At 69.2% G+C, this 24,167-nt stretch carries 25 protein-coding genes and 1 pseudogene; 9 read left to right on the top strand and 17 right to left on the bottom strand.

Annotated features, from left to right (window positions below; genetic code table 11):
- Positions 1 to 674: 674 nt before the first annotated feature.
- Both P3T35_RS37160 and P3T35_RS37155 read left to right on the top strand, forming a co-directional pair.
- The gene (locus tag P3T35_RS37160; protein ID WP_280709384.1) at positions 675 to 1,817 is read left to right on the top strand and encodes a hypothetical protein; all 1,143 of its coding nucleotides are present in this window, start codon (positions 675 to 677) and stop codon (positions 1,815 to 1,817) included.
- A gap of 125 nt (positions 1,818 to 1,942) precedes the next feature.
- Positions 1,943 to 2,356 carry a hypothetical protein gene (locus P3T35_RS37155; protein ID WP_101378301.1) on the top strand — a complete coding sequence of 138 codons (414 nt, stop codon included), beginning with the start codon at positions 1,943 to 1,945 and terminating at the stop codon, positions 2,354 to 2,356.
- Between the two features lie 352 nt (positions 2,357 to 2,708).
- On the opposite strand, the gene P3T35_RS37150 is transcribed toward P3T35_RS37155, so the two are convergent.
- Positions 2,709 to 3,323, bottom strand: coding sequence for a TetR/AcrR family transcriptional regulator (locus tag P3T35_RS37150; protein WP_101378300.1), 615 nt, complete (start codon positions 3,321 to 3,323; stop codon positions 2,709 to 2,711).
- A gap of 69 nt (positions 3,324 to 3,392) precedes the next feature.
- On the opposite strand from P3T35_RS37150, the gene P3T35_RS37145 reads away from it, so the two are divergent.
- Complete coding sequence (locus P3T35_RS37145; RefSeq protein WP_101378299.1) at positions 3,393 to 3,722, top strand: hypothetical protein; 330 nt, start codon at positions 3,393 to 3,395, stop codon at positions 3,720 to 3,722.
- A gap of 654 nt (positions 3,723 to 4,376) precedes the next feature.
- A complete protein-coding gene (locus tag P3T35_RS37140) occupies positions 4,377 to 5,447 on the top strand; it encodes a hypothetical protein (RefSeq protein WP_180356237.1) in 1,071 nt (356 codons plus the stop codon).
- 361 nt (positions 5,448 to 5,808) lie between these two features.
- Here the strand turns inward: P3T35_RS37140 and P3T35_RS37135 are convergent, their stop codons facing one another.
- Complete coding sequence (locus P3T35_RS37135; RefSeq protein ID WP_143676678.1) at positions 5,809 to 6,600, bottom strand: hypothetical protein; 792 nt, start codon at positions 6,598 to 6,600, stop codon at positions 5,809 to 5,811.
- 254 nt (positions 6,601 to 6,854) lie between these two features.
- On the opposite strand from P3T35_RS37135, the gene P3T35_RS37130 reads away from it, so the two are divergent.
- Complete coding sequence (locus P3T35_RS37130) at positions 6,855 to 8,705, top strand: hypothetical protein (RefSeq protein ID WP_143676677.1); 1,851 nt, start codon at positions 6,855 to 6,857, stop codon at positions 8,703 to 8,705.
- A gap of 151 nt (positions 8,706 to 8,856) precedes the next feature.
- Here P3T35_RS37130 and P3T35_RS37125 read toward each other — a convergent pair whose 3' ends face one another.
- The 7 genes from P3T35_RS37125 to P3T35_RS37095 all read right to left on the bottom strand — a co-directional run bounded on the left by P3T35_RS37125 (position 8,857) and on the right by P3T35_RS37095 (position 13,520).
- Positions 8,857 to 9,567 carry a hypothetical protein gene (locus P3T35_RS37125; protein ID WP_101378295.1) on the bottom strand — a complete coding sequence of 237 codons (711 nt, stop codon included), beginning with the start codon at positions 9,565 to 9,567 and terminating at the stop codon, positions 8,857 to 8,859.
- Positions 9,564 to 10,169: a type VII secretion system-associated protein gene (locus P3T35_RS37120; RefSeq protein ID WP_101378294.1), complete on the bottom strand. Its 606-nt coding sequence runs from the start codon at positions 10,167 to 10,169 to the stop codon at positions 9,564 to 9,566. Before P3T35_RS37120 ends, P3T35_RS37125 begins: the two co-directional genes overlap by 4 nt.
- Positions 10,170 to 10,188: 19 nt before the next feature.
- Positions 10,189 to 10,791, bottom strand: a complete 603-nt coding sequence (locus P3T35_RS37115; protein WP_101378293.1) for a hypothetical protein — start codon at positions 10,789 to 10,791, stop codon at positions 10,189 to 10,191.
- A complete protein-coding gene (locus tag P3T35_RS37110) occupies positions 10,691 to 11,899 on the bottom strand; it encodes a putative T7SS-secreted protein (protein WP_101378292.1) in 1,209 nt (402 codons plus the stop codon). The genes P3T35_RS37115 and P3T35_RS37110 overlap by 101 nt, the downstream gene beginning before the upstream one ends.
- Positions 11,899 to 12,537 (bottom strand): hypothetical protein, encoded by a 639-nt coding sequence (locus P3T35_RS37105; protein ID WP_101378291.1) that lies wholly within the window; start codon positions 12,535 to 12,537, stop codon positions 11,899 to 11,901. The genes P3T35_RS37110 and P3T35_RS37105 overlap by 1 nt, the downstream gene beginning before the upstream one ends.
- Complete coding sequence (locus tag P3T35_RS37100) at positions 12,530 to 12,910, bottom strand: SseB family protein (RefSeq protein ID WP_280709379.1); 381 nt, start codon at positions 12,908 to 12,910, stop codon at positions 12,530 to 12,532. The genes P3T35_RS37105 and P3T35_RS37100 overlap by 8 nt, the downstream gene beginning before the upstream one ends.
- Before the next feature lie 202 nt (positions 12,911 to 13,112).
- Complete coding sequence (locus tag P3T35_RS37095; protein WP_101378290.1) at positions 13,113 to 13,520, bottom strand: hypothetical protein; 408 nt, start codon at positions 13,518 to 13,520, stop codon at positions 13,113 to 13,115.
- Between the two features lie 76 nt (positions 13,521 to 13,596).
- Here P3T35_RS37095 and P3T35_RS37090 point away from each other — a divergent pair, with 76 nt between their 5' ends.
- Positions 13,597 to 13,725, top strand: a complete 129-nt coding sequence (locus tag P3T35_RS37090) for a hypothetical protein (protein ID WP_280709377.1) — start codon at positions 13,597 to 13,599, stop codon at positions 13,723 to 13,725.
- 535 nt (positions 13,726 to 14,260) lie between these two features.
- Here the strand turns inward: P3T35_RS37090 and P3T35_RS37085 are convergent.
- The 3 genes and pseudogenes from P3T35_RS37085 to P3T35_RS37075 all read right to left on the bottom strand — a co-directional run bounded on the left by P3T35_RS37085 (position 14,261) and on the right by P3T35_RS37075 (position 18,287).
- On the bottom strand, positions 14,261 to 14,956 hold the full coding sequence (locus P3T35_RS37085) for a ricin-type beta-trefoil lectin domain protein (RefSeq protein WP_280709375.1): 696 nt from the start codon (positions 14,954 to 14,956) through the stop codon (positions 14,261 to 14,263).
- Positions 14,957 to 15,752: 796 nt separating this feature from the next.
- A pseudogene (locus P3T35_RS37080) lies at positions 15,753 to 15,895 on the bottom strand (transposase); the annotation flags it as partial.
- Positions 15,896 to 16,844: 949 nt separating this feature from the next.
- Positions 16,845 to 18,287 (bottom strand): aldehyde dehydrogenase, encoded by a 1,443-nt coding sequence (locus tag P3T35_RS37075; protein ID WP_101378288.1) that lies wholly within the window; start codon positions 18,285 to 18,287, stop codon positions 16,845 to 16,847.
- Between the two features lie 131 nt (positions 18,288 to 18,418).
- On the opposite strand from P3T35_RS37075, the gene P3T35_RS37070 reads away from it, so the two are divergent.
- A complete protein-coding gene (locus tag P3T35_RS37070) occupies positions 18,419 to 18,976 on the top strand; it encodes a TetR family transcriptional regulator (protein WP_101384718.1) in 558 nt (185 codons plus the stop codon).
- Between the two features lie 454 nt (positions 18,977 to 19,430).
- On the opposite strand, the gene P3T35_RS40510 is transcribed toward P3T35_RS37070, so the two are convergent.
- From P3T35_RS40510 to P3T35_RS37050, 5 genes are all read right to left on the bottom strand, one after another.
- The gene (locus P3T35_RS40510; protein WP_348533455.1) at positions 19,431 to 19,784 is read right to left on the bottom strand and encodes a hypothetical protein; all 354 of its coding nucleotides are present in this window, start codon (positions 19,782 to 19,784) and stop codon (positions 19,431 to 19,433) included.
- A gap of 74 nt (positions 19,785 to 19,858) precedes the next feature.
- On the bottom strand, positions 19,859 to 20,158 hold the full coding sequence (locus tag P3T35_RS40505; RefSeq protein WP_348533454.1) for a hypothetical protein: 300 nt from the start codon (positions 20,156 to 20,158) through the stop codon (positions 19,859 to 19,861).
- 240 nt (positions 20,159 to 20,398) lie between these two features.
- The gene (locus P3T35_RS37060; RefSeq protein ID WP_143676676.1) at positions 20,399 to 20,839 is read right to left on the bottom strand and encodes a hypothetical protein; all 441 of its coding nucleotides are present in this window, start codon (positions 20,837 to 20,839) and stop codon (positions 20,399 to 20,401) included.
- A gap of 219 nt (positions 20,840 to 21,058) precedes the next feature.
- On the bottom strand, positions 21,059 to 21,250 hold the full coding sequence (locus tag P3T35_RS37055) for a hypothetical protein (protein WP_101378285.1): 192 nt from the start codon (positions 21,248 to 21,250) through the stop codon (positions 21,059 to 21,061).
- Positions 21,251 to 21,412: 162 nt separating this feature from the next.
- A complete protein-coding gene (locus tag P3T35_RS37050; protein ID WP_180356236.1) occupies positions 21,413 to 22,114 on the bottom strand; it encodes a hypothetical protein in 702 nt (233 codons plus the stop codon).
- 330 nt (positions 22,115 to 22,444) lie between these two features.
- Between P3T35_RS37050 and P3T35_RS37045 the strand changes: the two genes are divergently transcribed.
- Together P3T35_RS37045 and P3T35_RS37040 are read left to right on the top strand one after the other, a co-directional pair.
- Positions 22,445 to 23,029: a hypothetical protein gene (locus P3T35_RS37045; protein ID WP_180356235.1), complete on the top strand. Its 585-nt coding sequence runs from the start codon at positions 22,445 to 22,447 to the stop codon at positions 23,027 to 23,029.
- A gap of 54 nt (positions 23,030 to 23,083) precedes the next feature.
- A complete protein-coding gene (locus P3T35_RS37040) occupies positions 23,084 to 23,653 on the top strand; it encodes an SMI1/KNR4 family protein (protein WP_101378281.1) in 570 nt (189 codons plus the stop codon).
- The last annotated feature ends 514 nt before the right edge of the window (positions 23,654 to 24,167 follow it).

Below are 24,167 nucleotides of genomic sequence, written 5' to 3'. Positions count from 1 at the left end.
AGGCGTTGCGGCAGCGCCACGCGGAGCGCAGGGGTGAGGGCGTGTCCTGCCAGGGGGCCTGACTCGGGGGTGGTGTAGGGGTCGTGGCGCCGCCCGAGACGGCCGCGGGTGCGCCCGCGCGGGGCTGCCCGCAACGGTTCGTGTCCGGAGGTCGCGGCCGATCTCGTGCGCCTGGGAGTGGAGGCGCGCTTCACCGCCCGCAGATCCTCTGCTGTTGTCGTGTGCTGCAGCCTGCCCGGCCGGCCGGTCCGACGAGCTTCCCGCTGTTCATGCTCTGCCCGCGGGACGAACGCCCGGGGGCTCTGCTGCAGCTGTGGGCCGACGAGGCAATCGATCTGATGCGCTTTCGGGAATGCGTGGGGGCACGAGGATGGCATTCCGCGACGCTTCAGCGAGTCATTGACTGCGGAGAGTAGTGACCGGGCTACCGTGGGTCCTGCCAGTGTGATCGTCAGACCGCTCCGTGCCGTCGTCCCGGTGTCGGGGCGGGCCACTGTGGCCGAAAGGGAGTACCCATGCCATTCGTTTCCAGCCGCTCTCGCCTGCGCAGGGTCCTTGTGGCGATGTGCGGGACATCCGTGCTGATCGTTCCGTCTGCACTGGCCGGCTCCAGTGCCGCTGCCGCGCAGACGCCTTCACCCAGTAGCGCCTTCGGTGAGGGTGCGGTCATCACGGTGACGACCGCTACGGTCGGCTCGCCGGGGAATCCCGCGGTGGGTGTCGTCCCGTTCACCGACGCCGTCTACCGGTCCTGCGCCGACGCCCCCAAGACACCGAGTGACTGTCTGATGGTCGGAGGTGTCAGCTATCCCTATGAGATCGGGCAGCTCGAGGTCACCGTCGAACAGTGGGTGGCGTTCCTGAACACGGCCGATCCGGGCGGACGCGACCCGCATGGCCTCTACGACGAGACCGAGAGCTCGACACTGTGGCCGAAGTACGGCCAGATCAACTTCTCTGCCGGGGCCGGCCGGGGCCGGCACTATTCGGTGGCGTACCCGGAATGGGCGGATAAGCCGTACGGATTCGCGAACTTCCTGAGGGCGGCGCGCTTCGTCAACTCGCTCTACAACGGTCGGCTGGTCTCCAAGACCTCCAGCAGCAGCGGTAGTTTCCACTACGTCAGCTACCAGGTCCACCTGTCACCGCGTACCGAGGGCGGGATGTACGACCTCGCTCGCCCGGAGGCGACGCGAGCCCACGGTACCGGCTTCGTCATTCCGAGCCAGGATGAGTGGATCAAGGCGGCCTACTTCGACCCGAGCGGTGGTGGTACCTACTCGTACTGGAAGTACCCGACCAACCCGGGAGTCTTCGGCGACGGCGACGCGACCGCTCCGCACCCCACCGTTCTCAACCCCGGCACCGGTGATGTCACCAACGCGGCGACCCAGCCGCTGGCCTCCTACCACGCAACGGGCCAGCCCGCACCGAGTTGGTGCCCGGCGCAGGTGCAGCCGCAGGAGTGCTCCAGCGTCAACCCGATCGGGCTCGACCCGCGCGCCTACGCCGACCTCTACCAGGGCAGCCTCAGTACGGTCGGCCAGGCGAGGAGCACATCGCCGTGGGGCACCCTGGACCAGGGCGGCAACGCGGTCGAATGGACCGACACGATCACCGCGCCTCCGTCCGGACGGAACTCCGTGCGGGTCTGGCGGCGGTTGCACGGTGGAATCTCCAACGCGTCGGCCTACCAGATGTGGCCTTCGGCAGTCGGGATGCAACCGCAGGACAACGTGTTCTTCAACCACACCTATCCGTGGCTGGGCATCCGGCTCGGAGTCGTCGGCGACCTGACGCCCCGCCAGCAGAACTGAGCAGGGGGGTCTGACGGCGGGGCCGGGGCCGGGCGACTGGCTCTGCGGGTGTCGGCGGCGACGCTGCACGCCGCTCCCGCCCAGCACACCCCGCCGATCACGCCAGGCCGACGACGAAGGCGAGGATGGTGAGGGCGGGTTCGACGGCCCCGAGCACCAGCTGCTCGGCGACGTCCGCAGCAGGTCCGCCGCCGGGCGGCCGGGATGACCCTGGAGGCCACCGAGCAGGCCCGGAGCGGGTCCGGGACGACGAGCGCCATGCCGACCGGTACGCTGATACGGGCGACGAGTCGGCCGTCGCCACTGCGGCCGCCGCCCGCACCGAGTGGCAGCGTGTTCGCGATCAGAACGCCAGCACCCTGACGAAGCGCTACGACCCGGACCACGACCTCGCCGTCCAGCGGGCGCTGTGCGTCGAGCGCCACCGCCGCGACACAGCCGACCGCGCCACTGAGGCCGCCTCGCGCACCGCCGCCTGGCCGGCCTCGCGGCCAGACCGCTATACACAGCCCTCGACCGCACCGGCCGCTACGCGCTGACCCGACGCCGACCACCAGGCCGTCCGCCGAACTCACCCAGCATCTCGACCCGGCTATGCTGCGCCAGGCCATGGGCCGGCTGGGAGCGCGAGGGAGTGTGCTCCGTCGGCGCTTGCCTAGTTGGGCCAAGCGGGGTCGCGTGGCGCGAGGCGGAGGTGGGCTCGCGCGCCTCGGCAGAATCGCCGGCGATCGACCTGGAGTTGGCCAAGGCGGAGCTCAGACAGCCGTCCTGGAGGGATTCGGGACGTCTCCGGTCCGAACGCGATCAGCCGCTACGCCTCGGGCACCTCGAGCTCGCCTTCGAGGCGCCGCCCATAGAAGTGACACGAAACTCGGAACGGTCAAGGCGCCCTTACCCACGGTGGACTTGAAACGCGGCTGTGTGCTGCGGGGCGTCCGGCCACACGTGCCGCAGGGTCCGTTCTGCCCAGTCATCGGGTATGTCGGAGGTGGCGATATACCGTGCGTAGAACGAACCGATCAGCATGCTGGCGAGGACGTCGGGGTCTGCCGAGTCCGGCAGTTGCCCGGAGCTGATGCCCTCGGCCAGGGCCTGGTGCAGCGCTTCTCGGCGCGGTTCGACCAAGCGGTGTCGGAAGGCGGCGAGCAGTTCCGGATGACGGTGCTCCTCGGCCAGCAGCGTGCCGACCACCGCCATGGAGTTGCTGCGCAGCAGGTTGGCACGGAAGTTCCGCAGGACCGCGAGGGCGCGGCCGCGGGGCGGCCCTGACTCGGCGGGCATGCTCTCGACCCGCAGCGAGTCGATGACCGCGACGGCCATACTGGCCTTGCCAGGGAATCTGCGGCGCACGGCAGGGACTGTCGTGCCGGCGGCGGCTGCTACCGACTCCAGGGACATCCCGGCGTAGCCGGCCTCGCGGAGCTGCTGCTCGGCCGCTGCCAGGATCGCCCGGTCCAGCGCGGGGTCTCTCGGCCGTCCCGCAGGCCGGGCTGTGACAGGGCTCACTGGACATCCTCCTGGCGAACATTATATTCTGATGCCCTATCATAACGTAAATATCCCAGGGGGCTTCCTGTGACCACCGATCCGATCCCTCCGACCGCGGTCGTCCGCGTCTCGCGCGGCAACTTCGATCCCGCCCGGTTCCCGGAAGTCCAGGAGGCGACCGCGACGATCAGCAGCTTCCTGATTCCGGCCATCAAGGAACTGCCCGGCCTGATCAGCTACCACTGGGCTAGCTCGCCCGACGGCTCGTTGGTCAACGTCAGCATCTGGGAGTCCGACGAGCACGCGGAGCAGATGAGCCGACTCAAGGAGATGATCGTGGATGCCCGGGCGATAACCGAGAAGGCCGGCGTCACTTTCATCCCCATCGTCAACTACCCGATCGACTGGACCATCTGACCGCTCACTCGGAGTAGTTGGCGGTCCATGGCCCACAGGCGGCCGGGGGTGAACACATCACAGGCAGCGGGGTCACGCTGATCGTGGGATTTGACGTGCTTGCGTGGATTGAAGACGACGGACAGGTCCCGCGGATTCGCGAAAACCACAGGTCACGGGATCGCGATATGACACCCGATCACGGATCCGACAGCGGGGGAGCTGACTGGCCAGTTCAAGCCGGGAGACTCCGGGCATCTGCCGCCGAAGATGGCGCTTTCGAGCACCGATGCGCTGGTTTTTCTCGGGTTGCCGACGCCGGTCAGGTCGTCCCGCAGGAGCGGTTAGCGATCTTGCACCGTGAGGAGCTGCGTCACGTCGTATCCCTGGCGTGGAAACCCGGTGGCCTGGGGCCACGTCCTCGACCAAGAGCACATGGATCCTGCGATCGTGGTGGGACTGAGTGCGGGCGATGCGGTCACGGTCGCGGGGCGTGGAACGGGAGTAGCTGAAGCTTCGCCAGGGGGAGTGGCTGCTCGGCATCCAGGGCCTCCTCGTCGAGCTCGTACTCTTGTCTCGTCGGCCTCGTACAGGGCGTCGAGGTATTCCCAGAGATCTTCTCCGGCTGCCTCGCGGCGGTTCCTCCTCTTGCCGGTGATGGAAACGCGAGTTCGGATGCTCCGAAGAGCTGCGAGCCTTCCAGGGCGGATCCTGCCGGTCGCCCTCACCATCGCGCTCGGCTCCCTCGGCGGCGTCGCGCTCGCGACCCGGCGCGGCACCCGGGCCGTGGTGTCCACTGGACTCCTGCTGCTGGGCAGCTCGTTCGTGTGGATCGCCACATCACCGGCGTTCATGGCCTACCCGCAGATCGTCGGCCAGATGGTGCTGCTCGGCCTCGGCCTCACCACCGCCCCGGCCACCGAGTCGATCCTCAGCGTGCTTCCCCCGGCCAAGGCCGGCGTCGGTTCGGCGGTCAACGACGCCACGCGGGAGGCCGGAGGCACCCTCGGCGTGGCGGTCCTGGGCTCCGTCTTCACCTCGCTCTACGCCGCCCGGCTGACCGACACCTCCTTCGCGGGCCTCCCCCAACAGGCCGTGTCCGCCGGCAAGCAGTCGGTGGCCGCAGCCCTGGGCAGCGCCGCGACCCTCGCCCCAGCGGGTGAGTCCAGGCTCCTCTCCGATGTGCAGAACTCCTTCATGTACGGCTTCCACCTCGCCTGCGTCGTGGCCGCCGCCGTCTGCCTCCTCGGCGCGATCGGAGCCAGGCTGGCCCTGCCTGGCCGAGCCGCGATCGGCCCCGCCCCGCACCATCCCGCAGACGTGGATCAAGCAGACAAAGCCGGGCGGCCTGATCCTGGCGCCGTTCGGCACCCACTACTCCAACGCCGGCGCCCTGGTCCGCCTCACCGTCCACGCCGACGGCACCGCCACTGGGCCGTTCCTGCAGCCGGTGGAGTTCATGAAGATGCGCTCCCTACGCCTCGTCTGGCCGCAGAACCCCGCCGACGGCGGCACCGTCGCCGAGCACACCATCACCGCCACCCTGCCCCCGCACGGCAAGACGGCGGCCACACCTGGTACGCCATCTCCGGCCACCACAGCGGACTGCCCGGTGACAACGGCACGGGCTACTACTACGACGGCCAGAACACGTCGGGCGGGCCGAACTACATGGCCCGCGTGACGATCGACGCCACGAACGGTCTCGGCAACTGGACCAACATCGTCCACACCGCGGCCGTCTGACCCACCGACTGCGGCAGACGACCGGACGCATCGGCCCGACGGGCCGACGGGCCGATGCACCGCCGCCAGGGGCGCGTGGTGGGCCGGGCGGTGGGCCGGGGGCTGGTGTGGTGGCCACGGCCGCGGGCGCGCCGGCGAGCGCCAGGGTGGCTCCAGTGGCCGTGACCGCCGCAGTCGTAACGATCGGCGACAGGCTTGCGGCGGCCTCGTTGAGGATGGCTTCCGCCTCGGCGAGGACCGCGAGTTCGGCGCTGCCTTCGATCTCGGTGGCCATGGCGGCGGCCGCGGTCCCGGCTTCGGCCACGATGGCCGCCTCGCCGCCGGCCGCTGGCCGCGTCCGAGGCACCGAGCGTGAAGATCGTCAGGCCGATCCCGACGCCGGCGACGATGCCGGCGACGGCGCCGGCGTCCTCCAGCGTCGAGCGCAAGTCGTCGAGGCTTGCGCATACGCTTCGCAGGCCGTGCCGAGCTTGAAGGCGGCGTTGGTGATGCTGTTCAGAAGCGGGCCCTGTGTGGCGCAACCGTCGTGCATCTTCGCCCAGGACGCGGCGAAGCCGTCGACGGCCGTTGAGGTACTGGACGCGGTGACGGTCTGGACCCGCTTGTCGCCTTCGAGACCGAGGGTGCTGACGAGCTCGGCCAGCTTCTTCCAGTCCGAGCCGGCCTGGCGGAGTTTGCCGGGGTCTCCTTCAGGCCAGAACTGCGCGACGATTTCGTCGACGACGGAGTTGTTGTGGCCGACCGCCGAGGGGATCTGCACGTTGAGCGGCTCCTCATCGCACCCCGGGCTGCTGGACGCCGGCAGCTCGTAGGGCCGCATCAGGTTCGCCGCGACATCGGCGTCCGTCTCGATGTAGTTCATGGCCATCGAGTAGAGGCCGTTGGCGGTGCCACCCAGCTGCGCGACGGCTCGTCCGACCGCGGTCACCACGGCCTGCGCGGCGGGCTCGTACTTGGCGGCGAAGGAGTGGCCGGCATCGTCGTCGTCGGCCATGCCGGCAGCGTCGTCCATCGAGCCGATCAGAGCGCGATGGACCTGAAGGGACGCCCAGTTCTGAAGATCGGTGAAACCCGCCGAGGCGACGAGCATGTCCGTCGGTACGACGTGAAATCCCCCTGCCACGAGCACAACCCCCAAAGTGCGTGTGCGCATCCAACCCCAGAGAGTAATACCGTTCCCTGACATAGGCCCGCCAAGTCCAACGACACGCCGCCCGTGAACCACGGGTCCAGCCCGTGCCAGCGCTGTGCTCGAGGATCCGCGGCGGGCCTGGCTCAGGGCTGGGAAGCGTGGAGCGTGAAGTCCCCTACTTGCCCGCGATGGTTCGACATCGATCGAAAGGTGCTGTGATGGCGAGGGAGTACGGCTGGTTGCCCCCACTGCGAGCGGGTCGGCAGCCAGCCGGCTTGGCGCTGCTGCGCCGGCTCGACGATGGTCGGGCACCCCGGCTGTGCCGCGTCTCGGGAGCGCCAGGCAGCGGCAAGTCCCACCTCGTCACCTGGCTGGACACGGTTTGCCGTTCCCCTGACAGTCCGACGCTTCCCGCTGCCGCCTTGTCGATGGCCGGCCTCAGTGTGGAGGGCGCGGTCTGGCTGATGGGACGCCAGTTGGGCTGCTGCGCGCAGACCACGGACCAACTGCTGAATGAGCTCGGTACGTCGCCGGTGCAGCGCCTGCTGCTGGTGTGGGATGTGGGTCGAGCGGTGGATCCGGCGGGGATCGCCGCAGGGCTGCTCGTCCCCCTGCTGTCGCTGCCAGGGGTGCGCATCGTGGTGGAGGCAGCCACCGGCAGCGCCGAGGAGAGGACGCTTGCCGCCGGCGACGCGGCGGTACTGGATCTGGACGATCCCGGTTGGACCGACCCGGGGCGCTTCGATCGCTGGTACGGGCGCCTGGCCGGGAGTTCGCCGTTCACCGCCCAGCAGGTGTATCCGAGTCCGGGCTTGGCGAAGCTGGCCGCCGCCGTGCCGACGGGTTCACCGTCGGACCGTGGTGTCGTCGAGGCCTGGTGGTCGGCAGTGCCCCAGGAGGTGAGACCTACGGTGCGGGCACTGGCGCTGGCTGACAGGCCGGTCACACCTGCGCAGTGGGCCATGCTGCCTGGGGCGGATCGAGTGCAGCAGGCGGAGCGGTGGCTTGCGTTCAATGCGCTGGGGGACGGCCGCTGGTTCATACCCGGCGGCCCCCTGCGGGATGCGGTGCTGGACGGAGTGGATGTCGACGATGCGGGGCTGGCCCGCCGGTTGGCCGTCGGGCTGGCGCAGCCGATCGGCCGCAGCCAGATGTTTCTCGGGGCGGACGAGGGCGTGCTCGGTGTGCTGCTCGGGCATGCGGTGCGCGGTGGTGTGGCTCAGCCGTTGCTGGACGACCCGTTGTTCCTGGTGAGTGCCGAGCCGCGCGCGGTGGCCGCGGCCTTCGCAGCGCAGCCTGACGCGCCTTTGGCTGCTGCTTGGATGCGAGCCGGGCCGGCGCTGATCGACGAGCACCAGGTCGCCGTGCGGGCGAGCGTGCTGGATGCCCATCTCCTCGGCACCGCCGGTGTCGGCAGGCTGCCGAACCTTCCCAAGGCTCCGTGGCGGGGTAACTGGGCACACTGGCGGGAGCGTTCGGCACCGCCGCTGGCAGCGATCGCGGTCGGCCAGGGCGCCTTGGCCGGCCGGGTGTTGGTGGCTGACGTCGACGGCACCCTGGTGCTGCTGGACCAGGACTCGGGTGAGCTGGTCGGAGCTCCGTGGCCTTCCGCGCCGGCCGGGCTTCGCTCGCTCGTCTGCCTGGCTGATGGAACGATCGCGGCTCTGGATGGCGGTCAGGCCGGGGTCGAGGCGGCGGTGCGGGTGCTGTCCGGCCCCGACGGGCCGGCTCTTGCCGGTCTCAAGGCCACTGCGCTGGCCGCCGTGCCGGCTATGGGGGACAGTTCTGGGGCGGTGCACTGGCTCGGCGAGTCGAGTGCGCAGGCGCAGATGCTGCACACGGGCGCGGTCACCGCCCTTGGCGGGGTTCATCTGTCTCAGGGGGCCGGGGTGTTGCTGGTCAGTGGTGGTGCTGACGGCACTGTGCGGGCGTGGAAGCCCGGCCAGTTGCCGATGCCGAGTCCGGTCGTGCCCGGTCGTGCCCGGTCGTGGCGGTCGGGGTCGGTAGCGGCCCGCGGGGTCTGGTTGTTGCCAGTGCTTGGCGCGACGGGCTCGTGCGGGTGCGCCGTCTTGGGTCACCGGGCAGCACGGTTGACGTGCGTCTGGGGCCTGCGGTCCACTCCGTGACCGTAGCGGGAGATGGCAGTGTGCTTGTCGGGTTGTCTGGCGGTGTGGTGAGTGTGCGTCTGACGCTGTGACAGGCACGGTCGGTGGTCGGTGGCTCGCGCTGCCCCGGGAATGCCGGGGCAGCGAGCGGTTGGTTGCCGGGCTGCAGCTGTCAGCCCCAGCCGTCTTCCACCAGGGTGCAGCCGGCCGCCGTGATGTGGTGGGTCTGGCCGGAGCCACCGGCCACGCGGCTGGAGCCGGAAACCTCCAACCGCACCGTGTCCGGATCGTCGGCGTGTTCCAGCTCGATGATGAAGTTGCCGTACATGCCCGGCACCGTCACCGCCAGGAGCGGGTCGGGCAGTTCGGTCAGTACCCCGACCTGAGGCATCAGCAAGTCTTGGTGGCCGGCGAGCTCCTGGGCCCGGGCGCGCAGCAGTACATGCAGCTGCGGCTCCATGGCCCGGAGTACCTCGTCGGGTACCAGGTGTTTCGGGGCCGGCTGCAGCAGCGGGACCAGGTGGTGGTGGCCCAGGCGGCTGGCGATGTCCACGGGGCGTTCGCCGTGGGCGTCCCGCAGGGTGCGCCAGGCACCGGCCGCGACGAGCTGGTCGATGACGGCGGGCGGGGCGGCGAGCCGGGCAGCGTGGTGCAGGGGCGCGGAGTCGCTGGGGTCGCCGACGCGGCGGGTGTTGGCCAGCGTGGTGGCGCTGATCTGTGCGCCGGCCTGCCCGGGCTGGGGGAGCAGGCCGAGGAGGGTGGGCCAGTCTCCGTGTTGGGCGGCGTCGGCGGCCTGGTCCAGGGTGGCCAGGTAGTCGGGCCGGTACTCGTCGCGGCGGGTGGAGCCGAGCCAGCGGGTGTAGGTGCGTTCGGTCTTGGTCATCGGTTCGCCGGCTCCGGGCCGGTGTCGCCGGTGGCGGACAGGTCGCCGAGGGGCAGGGTGACGCTGACGGTGGTTCCGGGGTTGATGCGCAGCAGGTGCCCGGGTGCGGCGGCGGCGAGTTGGCGGCCGGTCACGGTGAGCCAGCCGGGCCAGGCGCTGGGCACGTGGCGGGTGGAGGTGCAGGCGGTGATGGTGCCCGGGCCGTCGGTGCCGGGTTCGATGTACAGGCCGGGGTGCTCGGGGTGGGCGAAGACCAGCAGTTCGGCGTCCCGCAGCGCGTCGAGCAGCTCGTGCTCGCTGCCGTGGCCGGTGGCGGCGCGCTGCAGGGCGGCCTCGGCTGGGTTCTCGGGCGCGGGGACACCCATGGCCGTTGCCGAGGGCTGGTACTTCGGGTTGTGCCAGTACTGGACGAGCTCGCCGCGCTGGTCGATCTGCCAGCCGCCGATGATCCCCCACACCGGGACTTCACCGGCGGGGTCGAAGGCGGGGTCGATGTTGTACATCCAGGTGCCGGGCTGCTGCCGGGCGCGGGCGCGGAGTTCGTCGGTGATGGGCGGGGCGGGGCGTTCGGACGGCTCGGTGGCGGATGGTGGCGTTGTCATCGGGGGTGGGTTCCTTGGGTCAGCGGTTCAGGTAGGGATGTTTGCCGGTGCCGGCGCCTAGGGGTGGCCTGTAGTAGGGGTTGGCGGTGTAGCCCTTCCACTGCTGGGCGAGGGGGTCCCACGTTTCCCAGCCCTTGATGTGCTCCAGCTTGATTCCGCCGGGGAAGGCGATCTCGTGCTCCCGCCAGTGGACGTTGTCCGCGATGCTGGCGTTGACGTCGATCCCGCCGGGGGCGTCCAGCGTGTACCGGTACTTGCGGACCAGGTTGTATCCGGGGTCACGGGTAGTTCCGACGAACGCGGACTGGACCCGGTTGTCCGCGACGTACTCGTTCAGGTTCGTGTTGGTGGGGTCCCAAGGCGTCATCCCACCGTCCTGCATGATCTTTTGGGGCGAGCGGTCGGTGAAGCGCCACAGCGTCTCGTTGCTGTCGCGCCATGTGACGCCGTCCAGACCCGACAGGTCGACGTTGGGGTCGGCGGCGGCCGCGAGCCGGTCCGGCTGCTGGGCGGCCGCGTTCTTACCGGCATCCTCTGCAGTGTCCTTGGCGGCGTTCTCCGCGGTGTCCTTCGCGGCGTTGGCGGCGATGTCGCTGCCCGCGACGGCGGCATCGCCACCCACCGCCGGTGAGCATGCCGAACAGGATGTTGGTGACGAGTGAGCCACCGGCCTCAGCCGGGTCGGATCCCCAGCCGGAGCCGACCAGGGCCGACACCACCTTGGTGGGGTGGTTGCCGGCAATCACCAGGCCGGCGGCGACCTGGTTGACGTGGTCGATGTAGGTGGCGGGGTGGGTGATGTTGTAGATGTCCGTCGGGTTCATGCCGCGGATGAAGTCCCCGATCCCCGCCGCGCCCTTGATGAGACCGCCGCCGAAGTGATCGTTGGCGACATCGCCACCCGCGGCCAGATCGGACGCGTCCAGCTTCAACCGCTCGGCCATGCTCGGCTCCGGCGGGGCCGCGTCCATGGCGGTCTTCAGCGCCGCAGCCGCGGTCGCGGCCGCCGCGTCCCGGGCCGAGCGGGCACCGTTCAGCAGATCCTGCGCGTGGGTGAACTGATCGGTGGTCGGATCCTTGAACGGGCCCGGATCGGTCGGCTTGGGCCCCGGGCTGGGGTTGTTGCTCTTGGTGGCGTCGTTATAGGTCTTGAGGGCCTTGTTGTAGGTGTCGACACTGGAGTTGTACGCGTCCTGCGCCTGCTTCTGCGCCTTCTTCGCCGCGTTGTAGGCGTCGATGGCCTGCTTCGCCTGGTCCTGCGCCCAACTGACGGTCTGCGACTGGTCCAGCGCCTTGGCCGCCGCATCACACGCGTCCGCCGCCGCGAGCCACTGCGCCGGGTGCGGGGTGAACTTGGCGCGGAACGCCTCCGCCGCATGCCCCTGCCAATGGTCGCTGTCCATCGCCCGCAGCCCGCTGCCGGTCGACTCGAACGCATCGTGGAACACCTGCAGGTGCTTGACCGACTCGCCGATGGCCTTGGCATCGCCGTGCACCAGCTGCTTCGGGTCATCGGTCTGCCCCAGCTGCAACTCCGCGATCTGCGCGCCCAGCTTGTCGGCGATCTTGTCGCCGTAGTTGTCCACCGTGTGCGCTGCGTCGTGCAGGCCCACGAAGTCCAGCATGCCGCCCACCGCGTGGGCGTTGCTTTCGACCTGCGAGCCGATCGCCTTCTTGCCGTCCTTGTACCAGTCGTTCAGGTCGTTACCGACCGAGTCGAGCAGCCCCATCAGCGGTGATCCCCCATCTGCTGGGCGAGCGCGCGATTCTTCTCGGCCTCGGCCTCAAGACGCTTCGCCTCGTCGCCGGTCACGGCGGCGCCGTTCCCCGGCAACTCGTTCAGCGCCTTCAACTCCGGATTACTGTTCAACATGTCGGCACCCGTCGACTCCCAGGCCGCCTTGCTGTCCAACATCGCCTGGTTGAGCGACTGCTGCGAATAGTCCGCACCACGGATCTGCGTGTACGGATTGTTCCCGAGCACCGTGTCCCAGGACTCCCCCTCCACCTGCTTGTCCGTCAGATCCGGGTTCCCGATCGCCGCGTTCGCGAGGTCCTTCAAGGCGCCCGAGGTGTACTGCTCCTGGTCGTAGTACCTCCCCGCCGACAAGTGGAGCTTCTGCGCGATGTCGTTGCCGTCGTGCACCAGGCGTCGCACCTGCCAGCTCCACCGATCACAGAAGTTCTGCAACGCGCCCTGCAGATCGCCGTTGCCGACCTGCATCCCCGTCAGAGCGATGTTGGAGAAGCCACGGCCGACCTCGGCGCCCTCGGCGATCCCCAGCTTCTTCAACTCACCGATAGCGTCCCCGATCCCTTTCGCCGTCTCGTTCAGCGCGGTCGGGTCCACCTGGTAGGAGTCAGCCACGATCCACCGTCACCGCGGCCGGCACGATGCCTGCCACCGGAGGTAGCAGGAATGGGGCGGGGCCCGCGACATCCACGGCCACCCCCGCCGGAACACCCATCGCCGGCACCGCCACATCCAGCAGCCGCGCACCGTAGACCGTCCAGTAGTCGACTACGGCAGCCATCTTCCGGCTCACGGCGAACGACCTCAGCGAGGCCTCGCCCGTGAACGCGTACAACCAACGAACCCCACCCGAGTCCGCCGCCATCGGCTCCCCATCATTCAACGGCACCAGCAGCACACTCCTGCGGAAATCGGCGACCACTGTCGCGCCGTCAGTCCGCCCGTCGTGGAATCCCACCAGCCGCTCGACCAACTCCCCCACCGCCACCGCCCCTCCCGCTACGCTTGGCGATCAATCGCACACGCGCCAGGCTACACAACGCACGTTCTGGCTGATCCGCAGCCCATTGACTCCTGGGGGAGTGGGCACTGCAGCTCGACCTGGTTGAGCCAGGAGGTCTCCCCGATGCCATTGGACGGGCGGCGCAGGCCGGTCCGGCCCTCCCAATCCCCCGACTATCGCCCCGAGGTCAGGCCCCGGAGTCCGGAAGCCGCCAACCGAATGGCATCAGATCCCGCTCCCAGCCGGGCGATCCGGCCAGTGCGTCCGCGGCCTCGGGCGCGCGCAGGAGGCAGCGGTGGCACAACAGCTCTCGCCGGTCGCCGGGCGACAGGAGCCTCTCCTCGGGGCTGAGATTCTTTGGGTGGTCGGGGTGCAGGTCGGCACTGCCGTCGATCGGGCGGTCCCCCGCCACGTTGAGTCGATCGCCCGCCGGGGACCGGTAGTCGAGGCGGAAGTCGGTACGCCACTGGGAATTGCCGCCCCAGCCCTGAGACAGGTCGACCGCTGGCCGGTGACGGCGCCGGAAGGTCCAGTACAGCGGCGAGCGGTCCGGGACACCGCGCTGCGCTTGCTCGACGCCGGCGCGGATCCGCACGCCCGCCCGCTCGGTTGAACAGCAACTGGCCCAGCATCAGACCGGGCCAGAAGACCTCGGTGATCTCGATCGGCGTGTGCGGGTCATCTGCCTGCTCGACCTCGACGATCTCGTGGAGGAACGGGTCGAACGGGTCGAACGCGTCGCCGTCCTCGAACGGCGTCATGCCGAGAACGGTGAACACCTCGAGGTACTCGCGCTCTGAGAGCAAGGGCCGCGGGTCCGGGGAACCGGGCTCGTCGGAGCGAGGCTGGAAGGTGAGCAGCAGCTGATCGCTGACCCCGTGCAGGGCGTAGAGCTCCCACACGAGTTCCTGGCCGTCCGGCTCCGCTTCCTTCTCGGTCCACCATGGGCCGTCTTCGGCTGCCGTGGCCAGCCAGGCGCGGTAGCCGTCCTGAACCCGGTAAAGCCACGGCACCAAGATCTTCTCGTACGGCTCCACTCCGTCGTACCACGCCAGGGCCTCGTACAGTTCCCGCGCATCCACCCCGTAAGACATGCCAGGAGCCTAGAGGGGAGGTGTTGTTCACGCGTGGGGCAGAGCGAGCCCGCGCGCGGATAGTGCTTCGGCCAAGTTGATCAAGGCAACGACATCGCCACCGACTGCCTGCCGGCTGCCTGATCGGCCTCTGCACCTGCCGAGCTGGAACCGGACAAGCAGGCGTCGAGCCGCGCTGGCAGCCGGTCCGCCGCTCTCACCCGCCGCCGGCAGGGCGGCGGGTGAGAGCGGGCGTCACCCGTCAGTGCGGCAGGGTCCACTGCTGGGCGACGGAACCGTTGCAGTCGTAGATCTGGACCGGCGTGCCGTTGCCGGTCCCGGCGTTGCGCACGTCCAGGCAGCGGCCGGACTGAGGGTTCACGACGGAGCCGTTCGGCTGCGGCTTCCACTGCTGGGCGCCGGAACCGTTGCAGTCGTAGATCTGGACCTGCGTGCCGTTGCCGGTCCCGCCGTTGTGGACGTCCAGGCACTTGCCGAGGGCGTGCAACGTACCGTCGGAGGCCACCGTCCACTGCTGGGCGCCCGACCCGTTGCAGCCGTAGATCTGGACCGGGGTGGCGTTGGTGGTGTTCGCGCCCTGGACATCGAGGCACATGCCGGCGATGCCCTTGATCGGGCCCGTGGGACCCGAGACCGGCGGCCCGCTCAGGACGACCTCCGAGATGTTCTTCGTCGCGTAGGTGCTGTATCCGCAGAACCCCGTCGACGTGCCGTTCCCGGTCACCTGGTTCCCGACCACCTGGAAACTCTCCGGTACGCCGGCGCTGTCGATGAAGAAGCAGCCGACCTGGGCCTCCCAGACCTCGCCCGCGGGCACTCCGGAGCACGTGGCGCTGCCCACGTAGCCGCTGTACTGCGTGTTGCACAGGCCGGGGTCGGCCTGTGCGGTGGTGACCGAGGTGAAGACCCCGAGGAACGCGAGGACTGCCGTCAGCAAGACGGCAGCGGAACTCCTCAGCCTGCTGCGCATGGTTGTACGCCTTCCGTTCGGTATCGGCTTGATGAGCCTGAGCACGTGGATTGATCCTCGATCAGGCGTCGTGGCGGCTGTCACTGCCGCGAGCACGGCCTCTCGCGGAAAGCCCCTCCGAGCGGCCGCGCCGGACGAACCGGGTGCCGCCCGGCCAACTGATCGACCATCAGAGTGAGGGCTGCTCCGCCGCGGACCAACGCTGACCAGTCCCGGACAATCAACCGCGGAAAACCACATCACCAAGGCCGCAGCGGATACGGAGGCGGACAATCAACTCCGTAGATCCGCTACCAGGGGAACAGACAGCATCGGCCGCAAACAACGCACTCTCGATCCGGCCGCGGGCCCGGTGGCAGAGTTCGGACTGCCCGCCCGACCAACATCAAGCCGACGACCCGGCAGCTCGGACCGAACAACACCCAGCCGGCGCGGAACCCGGGCCGGGGCGAGGACGCTGAACGAGCCGGCTGCTGCAGGGGCAGGGGCTTCCGTTTCTACTCGGCCGGCGGCGCGCGCCCGGGCGAAGGCGTCGGCGGCCGGGGTCCAGTGCTGGCCACCGATCGGCGCGGCCAGGGAGGCCATGGCCTGTTCGTCGGTGCGCGGGGCCAGGCGGTGGCGGTAGGTGGCGATGACCTCGGCGACGGGGGCGAGGTCGCCGATCGGGGAGGCGTCGAGGGCGGCGGGCAGGCCGTCCGAGCGTGGTGCGCAGCAAGGTGGTCGGCCTGGCCAGGGCCGGGCCTGGTGGTCGGGCTAGACGGTCGCCTGACCGCTCCGGCAGATCACGCCAGTGAACCCCGGTTCGCACCCGGTGCAGAATCCCGTCGATCACCTGCCGGTGCTCACGCCACCGCCCGCACCGACCGTTGCGCACGGCCGCAGCCGCTCCCACTCGGCATCTGTCAGGTCACCCCGCCCCTTGCCCGCACTAACGAACCGCGAGTGGAGCAGTCACCTGAGCGGCACGGCATCGGAATGTCGGGAGTCCTCCGACCTGGAAAGAAACACCCTTCGCTGCGGCCGCTCAACGTCCGTGACGACGACTGACATCTCTGCACCGAACACCTGGGACGAGATCCCCGCGGACACGTAGTCGCCCTTGCTGCCCGTGATGCAGGTGTATGCGCACGACGTGCCGTGGTGCGACGGTTTTCCGCAGGGCATGGACATCCTCCAGGTCCCGTGGTGTCCGTTCCAGCACGTCTACGACGGTCCGGCAGTGCCCTCCAACGGAATCGCTGGCCCGTGGGTCTAGATCCGCTACCGCCATGCCAGTGACCTGGGAGACCGCTTCCTGACGCCGCCGGAGCCGGTGGCCGTCGGTGGGCCCGGCTATCTGCCCACCCCATGCCTGCTCCGGCCGGAACCGATGGCCTGCTCTTGGCGGCGATGGCCAGGTCGGTGACGGTGTGCCGGATCTCGGCGAGCACGCGGTGGTAGCCGGCGCTCGCGTCGGCGCGGGTGCGGCCCGCGTGGTCCTGGACCCCGCCGAGATGGCAGAGAGACCACCCGGGACCTTCACCCAATCAGCCATGCCGAACTCACCCTTCGTCGACCGGTGTTGGCAGCCATCATGGGCGACGAAATGGGCCGTCAGAACGGAATCCTTCGCTTCCAGACCATCCAACAAGGCGAAGAATCGATGTTTCGCCTTCGGCCACCTCTTAGGAGGTGGGGGCGGCCAGCAGCATGGCGAGGACCAGAGCGCTCGTGGCCGCGTTGACGCCGGGGCGCCTGTCGTGTTCGAGAGGAGTGTGCGGCGCCGCTCTACGGGCGCGGGGTAAGGGCTGTGGGCATGGTGGGGCACGCCTCCAGTCGGGGGCCGCGTGCCCGCGGCCCCCTGTTCGACGGGTGATCAGATGGTGACGGTCTTGTATTCGAGGTAGGTGTTCAGGCCGGCGAAGCCGTACTCGCGGCCCAGGCCGCTGGCCTTGAAGCCGCCGAACGGGCCGTCGAAGCCGACGGGGGCGCCGTTGATCGTGACGGTGCCGGTACGAATGCGGCGGGCGATGGCCAGGGCGTGCTGCTCGTCGGCGGACCACACGCCGCCGGACAGGCCATACTCGGAGTCGTTGGCGATGCGCACGGCGTCGTCCTCGTCCTCGTAGGCAATGACGACCAACACCGGGCCGAAGATCTCCTCCTGGGCGATCCGCATCGCGTTGTCAACGTCCGCGAAGACGGTCGGGGTGACGTAGTAGCCCTGTTCCAGGCCGACCGGCACCTGCGGGCCGCCGGTGACCAGGCGTGCGCCTTCCTTGATGCCGATCTCGATGTAGTCGCGCACCCGCTGTTGCTGGTCGCGGCGGATCATCGGGCCGATGAAGGTGTCCGGGTCCTGCGGGTCGCCGACCTTCAGCGACTCGACGACCTGCTTGACGGCGGCGACGACCTCCTCATAGCGCCTGCGCGGGGCGAGGATGCGGGTCTGGGCGATGCACGCCTCGCCGTTGTTGAGCAGGCAGGAGAAGGCCAGGCCGGCTGTGAACTTCGCCAGGTCGGCGTCGGGCAGGACGATGGCGGCGGACTTGCCGCCGAGCTCCAGACTGACGCGCTTGAGCTGCTGACCAGCGATGGAGGCGATCCGGCGCCCGGCGCCGGTCGAACCGGTGAACGCGATCTTGTCGACGTCGGGGTGGGACACCAGGTGCTCGCTGGTTTCGCGGTCAGCCGGCAGCACGCTGATCGTGCCCGTGGGCAGCCCGCACTCGGCCAGCAGGTCGGCGAGCAGGCCCATGCTCAGGGAGTTCTCCGGTGAGACCTTCAGGATGACCGTGTTGCCGGCCAGCAACGCCGGAATGATCTTCGCCAGGGAGGCGGAGAACGGTGAGTTCCACGGGATGACGGCGGCCACGACGCCGATCGCCTCGCGGCGCACCACGCTGCGCACGGTGGCCGCGGGGTCAGTGGGAGTCAGGTTCTCCTCCCACGCCAGGTCCTCGGCCGCCTCCAGGTAGGCGTTGGCCTGCCGGGTCAGGCTCGGCTGCCCGGCGCGGGTGAACCAGCCGGCGGAGCCGTTCTCCGCGGTGATCACGGCCGCGATCTGCTCGGCGCGGGCCTCGCGTAGGGCGTTCAGGCGGCGCAGCACCGCGATCCGTTCGGCCGGCGGAGTGTTCGGCCAGGTCCCCTCGTCGAAGGCCGCGCGGGCGACGGCCACCGCACGGTCCATATCGGCCGGCCAGGCTTGGGCGGCGCGCCCGACGAGCGACTCGTCGTGCGGGGACAGGATGTCGAGCAGGTTCGGGCTACTCGGCTCGGTCCACGTGCCGCCGATGAACAGCTTGTCATAGGTGATCATGATCGTCCTCTCGGTCCCGGGGTGAAGGGCTTCGCCAACTGCCTCATTACTGTAGCACTTGGGTATGAACATGGCGCAAGAATGCGGCATTGATTGGCCTATCTGCCTCGTAAATGCGTACAATCATGACCATGAGAGCCGACGCAGCGCGCAACCTCGAACTTCTCCTGAGCACCGGGGCTCGGATGCTCGCCAACGATGCCTCGGCGAGCATCGCCGCCATCGCAGCGGAGGCGGGCGTGGACCGGCGCACCGTCTACCGGCGCTTCGCCTCCCGCGAAGAACTCCTGGCCGCCGTCTACCAGGCCCGATACGACGCGGTCGAGCAGGCCGTTGACGCCGCCAGACTCGATCAGGCCCCGGTCGCGGTGGCGCTGCACCGCTACGTCGAGGGGATCATCGCGGCCAACCGGAAATGGCCAGTGGAAACCAGCCGTCTGCACACCGAGAAGACGATCCGCGAGCGCCGCCAACGCCTGATCGACCAGGTCGACGCCTTCCTGCGGCGTGCGACCGACGAGGGACTGCTGCGCTCCGACCTGCCGCCCGGCTGGGTGGCCGCGCTCCTTCCGCCGCTGATGCGGCACGCCGCCGAGAACCTACCCGACCTCAGTCCCGCACAGGCCGCCGACGTGGTGGTCGACACGCTGCTGCACGGGCTCGGCGCCCCCCTGCTCGCGGCGAGGTGAGTCACCGGGATGGGCACTCAAGGCCCTGTGGCGGCGGAAAATCGGCTCCCGGCCGGCCGCATCGCACCCAGGACCACTCGTGAGCACCGGCGTCAGTCCCGGCGAGGGCGGCTCCGCCTGGCCGGTGGGGGACGCTACTGCAGTCCGGGCCTGCTCGGACAGTGGTCGGCCCACCTGCTGCCAGTAGTCGATCCAGCCTGCCATCCCCAGCACGAGCATCCCGGAGGGCGCGGTGACGGTGCCAAGCTCGACATCGCTCTCTCAGTCATCTGCTGATTGAACAGGCCCGACGCCGAAAGGATCAAGGTGCTGCCGCGTCGGGCGCCGCCCCGACACCTGCGGGCTCCTGGTGATCGCCGGAGCGCACCGGCCCAGGGCGGAGCCCTCCAGCACGGCGCGACGAGCCCGGCTCATTCGGCACCTGGACCGGTCAGGACGGCGTCCTGGCCGGGACTCATTCGGCGGTCGGATATCCGATCTCGGCGATGTCCTCAGCCAGATCACGGAGTGTCACCTCTTGGTTCAGCGCCGAGACGATCTCCTGGGTCAGCGGCCTGAGATCGTAAACAGCCTGGATCGCAGCAAGGTTCAGAGTGACCTCGTAGTACTCCTCGGCGAAGGTCTGGTACGCCTCCGCGCTGCCCGCGACAAGGACGTCGAACAGCCACTCCGCGCCATCGGCGTCGGCCATGTCCTCGTCCGGCACGTGGACGTTGCCGCACTTCCACTGGGCATCGGACCGCTCGCGCCGGAAGCAGACGGTCGCTCGCGGCAGTCCGTGGTGATCGGCGAAAGCCGGCTCCTCCACGCAGGGACGGAAGACCTCTGGAACCGAGTCGAAGAGCCCAGGCCAGGGTGCCGGGGGCGAGACGTGATAGGGCGTCATCGGTGACTCGTGATCGCACGCCTGGGCATACGCCCGGCGGCGGAGAGCACGATGGCGTAGTCGTTCCCGCAGCCGTCCCTCATCGAGGCCATCTCTTGGCCCGGAGACCAGCGGGAGTCGAAGGAGTAGTACCTGCAGTCCCACTGGGTGCTCAGGGCGGCGTCCAGCATCGCCAGGGCTGTGGATCGATCGCGGACAGTAGCGATGTCAGGCAGCTGCTTGATCACGTCATAGACCGGCACGCTGCCCATCCAAGCGCGTCCCACCGACACAATGTTGGAGTGGCGGATGCTCACGTCTCCGCAGGTCCTGGGGCGTCAGTCGCATCTGCGGCTTCGGTCGGCTCTCCGAGGCCCTCCCCGGTGTCCGGCAGAGCGTCGTCCTCGTCGGCCTCAGCAGGCTCGCCTCCGTCCTGTCAATGATCGTCTGGGCCTCCCAACTCGCCCAGCGCGAAGTCGCTCAATGCACCGATTGCTCCCAGTCCTACCTGTCACGCATCCTCAGCGGTGACCGCGCGGTACATCGCAGTAGGTCTGTCAGCTGGGAGGAGGCTGCCCAGGTTCACCGTGGGGAACGGGCTTGCCGGTGACGGCGTCGACCAGGGATCGGGTGCCGAGCGGGTGGTGCAGGACGGTCCTGAGCCGGGCAACGCCGCCATCCTCGCAGCCAATCCCGGGGCCGGAGGCGTCCCGGCGCTTCAGGACGAGCGTCACCCGCTCCGCCGTCTCCTGCGCGACCAGGTCGGGCTTGTAGTCGCAGCCGGCCCAGCTCACGTCGAGCGTGATCGTGCAATCGTCCGCATCCACGATCACCCCGCTGGCGGACGGGTCGTCCAACGCGATCCGGTTCACCACCGAGGCGTCCCGCGTCCTGTAGGGCAACGGGTAGTCGTCGCCCCACACGTAGCACGCCGCCACCCCGAGCCCGATCACGCCCACCGCTGCCAGCCAGCGCCGCTCACGTACCGTCAATTCCACCCTTGGACTCCCCCCGCGATCCTTACTACCATCGTCGGATTATCGACGGGGCAACGGCATGCGGCATCGAAAGGCCAGCCCCTGTCCAGCCCGGAGGCGGAGCAGCATGGTGACAGCTACGGTGCGGGTGCGTTGGGCAGGGGCATCGCCGCTGGCGCGGGCGGCCCGGCGGGCGGCGCGGGCGAGGTCGACGCAGGTGGGGGTGGTGCCCGTACCGGTCTACCGGCCCGGGAACACGAGCAGCTTGCCGTCGGCACCGATGGTGATGCGCACCGACCCGCTCGGGTAGGCCTCGACCCTCTTCCTCAGGTCCACCCAGTCGATCGGTGGGCGCGGCCCGGGCGCGGTCTGCTCGGATCCGCCTCCCCATGACGAGTCCGCGAGGAACGCCGCTGCGATCGATCGGGCCATCGAGGTTCTCCCCTTTCCTGGACATGATCGTCACGCTAGGCCTCATTGCCTGCCGTTTGGAAGGGGCAGTCGGCCCGCATCAGCCAGCATGTGGGGTGCGGGGGATGTAGCTGACGGCGGTATCCCCCGCTCGCTGGCAGGCCAGGTACCGGGACCGGAGGATCAGGACCGGCAGGCGAGGAAGCGGCCGATCGCAAACGGCAGCCCGTTCGCGTAGGACAGCAGCGGGCGGAGCAGGTGAATCCACGGCGGGTCGAAGCCGGGCTGGGCGGCGGCCGCCAGGCGGGCTTCGGCGGCCGCCGCGCGGTTCAGCGGCTTGTCGAGCATGTCATCCGCCAGTGCCTCGTAGGCGACGTCCACTCCGGAGAGCAGCCGCTCCTGCAGCTGGCGGGCTCGCTCCCGCTCGTCCTCCGGCCGGCCCGCCAGCAGCTCGTCGACCGGCACTCGCAGCGCCGCCTCCAGGACGCTGAGGGTCGGCTCCGCGCTCAGCTCCGCCACAGTGGCGGTGGACAGCGGGCCCCGGCCTTCGACCAGGCGCTCCTGCAACCGGGTGCCCAGCACCGCGTAGGCGCTGGCGTGCGACCACAGTGCCGCCTCCACCGCGTCCGCGTAGCTGTTCGCCGCAGAAAGGACGGCGCCGGCCGCGTGGTACGGATGGGCGTAGCGCTCTTCCTCCGCGCGCCACTGGGCCGCCTCGCGCACCGCACGGACCCGATCCTCCACAGCGTGAGCTGCCCCGAGCTCGTGCTGCAGGAACACGACCGACTCGAACAACGGCCTCAGCGCTGCGGCCTCCGCCGCACCGAGCTGCTCCAGTACCTTCCTGCCCGGGAACTCCAGCACCGGCCCCTCCTGATCACCCATCAGTTCCGTGCGGCCACGCTATCGGCGTGCGCGCTGACACCGCAGGCGAACTGCGCTCTTGCCGACGCTGCTGGCCCGCGGTGCCGTTCGTGCGTATCAACGGCGCCCATGGGATCTGGTGGGGAGTGAGGTGGATCTGCTGAGGAGCGGGTTCGCAACGCTCTTCGCCACGCGCTTCGTTCCGGAGTTCACGGTGGCGTCCCTGGACGGCCGGATGATGATGAACAACACCGTCTGGGGCAATGGCACCGTCAGCACTATCGTCATCCGCCCGTGGCTCTCACCGGGCGAAAGTCCGCCACAAGATCAACTATCAGGGGCAGTCTCGACATGGTCGGACGCCGGATTCATGACGAACACGCTCAGCCGGATGGACGAGGAGGCCCGCTGGGCCGCCGCCTGCTGCACGACGACACCATCCGGGCCGAAGACCGTCTGGCCGGCTTGCTGTTGCTCCTCTATGCACAGTGGCCGGCAGCGATCTCCCGGCTGACCACCGACCACATCGAGGAGACCGACCAGATGTTCCGCATCCGCCTCGGCGACGTCGCAGTCACCCTGCCTGGACCCATCGCGGAGCTGGCCGTGGAACAGGTCGCCGCCCGTCGCAGCCACGCGGTCATCGCCCATACCGACTCCCCCTGGCTTCTTTCCCGGCGGCCAGGCCGGCCGCCCGATCAGTGCGTGGGCCATGGCAAACGGCTTCGAAAACTCGGCATCCGGCTTGCGGCAACCCGCTCCGCAGCGCTGTTCCAGCTCGCCACCGAGGTGCCCGCCGCGATCCTCGCCCGCACCCTCGGCATCCACATCACCGTCGCCGTCAAGTGGCAACGGGCCGCCGCCGGGGACTGGGGCGCCTACGCTGCTGAGGTCAGCCGCCGGGCCACCCATCCCGTCCCGAACCCATCAACGTGATGCAGCACCACGTCGATCTTGCTGCGATTTCCACCCGAACGAGAGGTGCAATCCATGACCGACCATCTGTCTGCCGTCTTCGCGATGCTAGGGCCCGGAGGTCGACGCTTCGCCGACTCAGAGAGCTGGGCCCACCTCGAAGCGGAGTTCGGCACAGAACTCCCAACCGAATACAAGGAGTTCATCGACGAGTACGCGCCGGTCACGGTCAACAGTCACCTTTACTTCAACCACCCGGCAACCACGCGATGGAACCTCTTGGAGGACATCCGGCAGACCGAGCAAGCCTTCCGAGACGCCGACTGGGACGGTCTTCCACGCCCGGACACCGGCGCTGACGGAGTCCTGATCCCTGCGCTGTCGACCGACTTCGGTTTCCACGTCTTCCTCAGCCGCAGCCCACGGACACCCGCTTGGAGCGTGGTGGTGCACGACCGGGACGAAGGCGGCTACTGGGAACACGCCATGGGCTTCGCCGAGTGGCTCTACCGCCACCTCATCGGCGAGGAGGTCATCCATCCCAATGGGACGTATTTCTACCCCGGACCGGTCAAGCTCCAGCACTTGCCCATGAGCCCGGAGGACCGCCCAGTTCCCTGGCACGGCCCTGACCGCGGAATGTGACCTTGGTCGAGGCATTCGGGGAGTTCCAATATCCGACTCCACCATCAGCCGTCTATCCCGAGGAGACCCTCAAGACCTACCTGGCATACGTCCAAGGCCGACGCCCGGGCCGGCTCGGGGAAGAGTACCGCGAGCCCACCGAGGCCGAACGGAGCGACTTCGAACGGCACTTCACCCTGCGGGAGGTCGCCTACGGCAACTGCGACCGCCCTTACGGCACCCCCTGTATTCGCTTGTGTCAGATGCTCACTCCTCCGACCCGACCCGGACCAGCGAGGGCGGCTGATCGACATCCGCAACAACCCCATCGCCCGTATCGCCGAATCCGAGTGCGAAGGCTGGCTCGGCGAGGTCGAAGGACTACGCGTCAGTCTCGCCGGCGCCGACGAGAAGCTCGCCAACTCGATACCCAGCTCTCCTGTCGGCGGCGGCTGAACCGTGACCCACTTTGGACGGTTGAGTTCTGACCCTCGCGTCGTCGTTGGCCTTGTTCAGTCGTTGTCGGTGGTGCGGG

It is taken from the genome of Kitasatospora sp. GP30, from assembly GCF_029892145.1.
Taxonomy (GTDB): domain Bacteria; phylum Actinomycetota; class Actinomycetes; order Streptomycetales; family Streptomycetaceae; genus Kitasatospora; species Kitasatospora acidiphila.
Note: the sequence above shows the minus strand (reverse complement) of the source record. Positions and strands in the feature narration are given on the sequence as shown.

Coding starts and splice junctions, on each gene's coding strand:
- P3T35_RS37155 (WP_101378301.1), top strand. CDS start 1,943: ATGGTGAGGGCGGGTTCGACGGCCCCGAGCACCAGCTGCTCGGCGACG.
- P3T35_RS37140 (WP_180356237.1), top strand. CDS start 4,377: ATGCTCCGAAGAGCTGCGAGCCTTCCAGGGCGGATCCTGCCGGTCGCC.
- P3T35_RS37135 (WP_143676678.1), bottom strand. CDS start 6,600: ATGCGCACACGCACTTTGGGGGTTGTGCTCGTGGCAGGGGGATTTCAC.
- P3T35_RS37125 (WP_101378295.1), bottom strand. CDS start 9,567: ATGACCAAGACCGAACGCACCTACACCCGCTGGCTCGGCTCCACCCGC.
- P3T35_RS37120 (WP_101378294.1), bottom strand. CDS start 10,169: ATGACAACGCCACCATCCGCCACCGAGCCGTCCGAACGCCCCGCCCCG.
- P3T35_RS37110 (WP_101378292.1), bottom strand. CDS start 11,899: ATGGGGCTGCTCGACTCGGTCGGTAACGACCTGAACGACTGGTACAAG.
- P3T35_RS37075 (WP_101378288.1), bottom strand. CDS start 18,287: ATGATCACCTATGACAAGCTGTTCATCGGCGGCACGTGGACCGAGCCG.
- P3T35_RS37070 (WP_101384718.1), top strand. CDS start 18,419: ATGAGAGCCGACGCAGCGCGCAACCTCGAACTTCTCCTGAGCACCGGG.
- P3T35_RS37055 (WP_101378285.1), bottom strand. CDS start 21,250: ATGGCCCGATCGATCGCAGCGGCGTTCCTCGCGGACTCGTCATGGGGA.
- P3T35_RS37050 (WP_180356236.1), bottom strand. CDS start 22,114: ATGGGTGATCAGGAGGGGCCGGTGCTGGAGTTCCCGGGCAGGAAGGTA.
- P3T35_RS37045 (WP_180356235.1), top strand. CDS start 22,445: ATGGTCGGACGCCGGATTCATGACGAACACGCTCAGCCGGATGGACGA.
- P3T35_RS37040 (WP_101378281.1), top strand. CDS start 23,084: ATGACCGACCATCTGTCTGCCGTCTTCGCGATGCTAGGGCCCGGAGGT.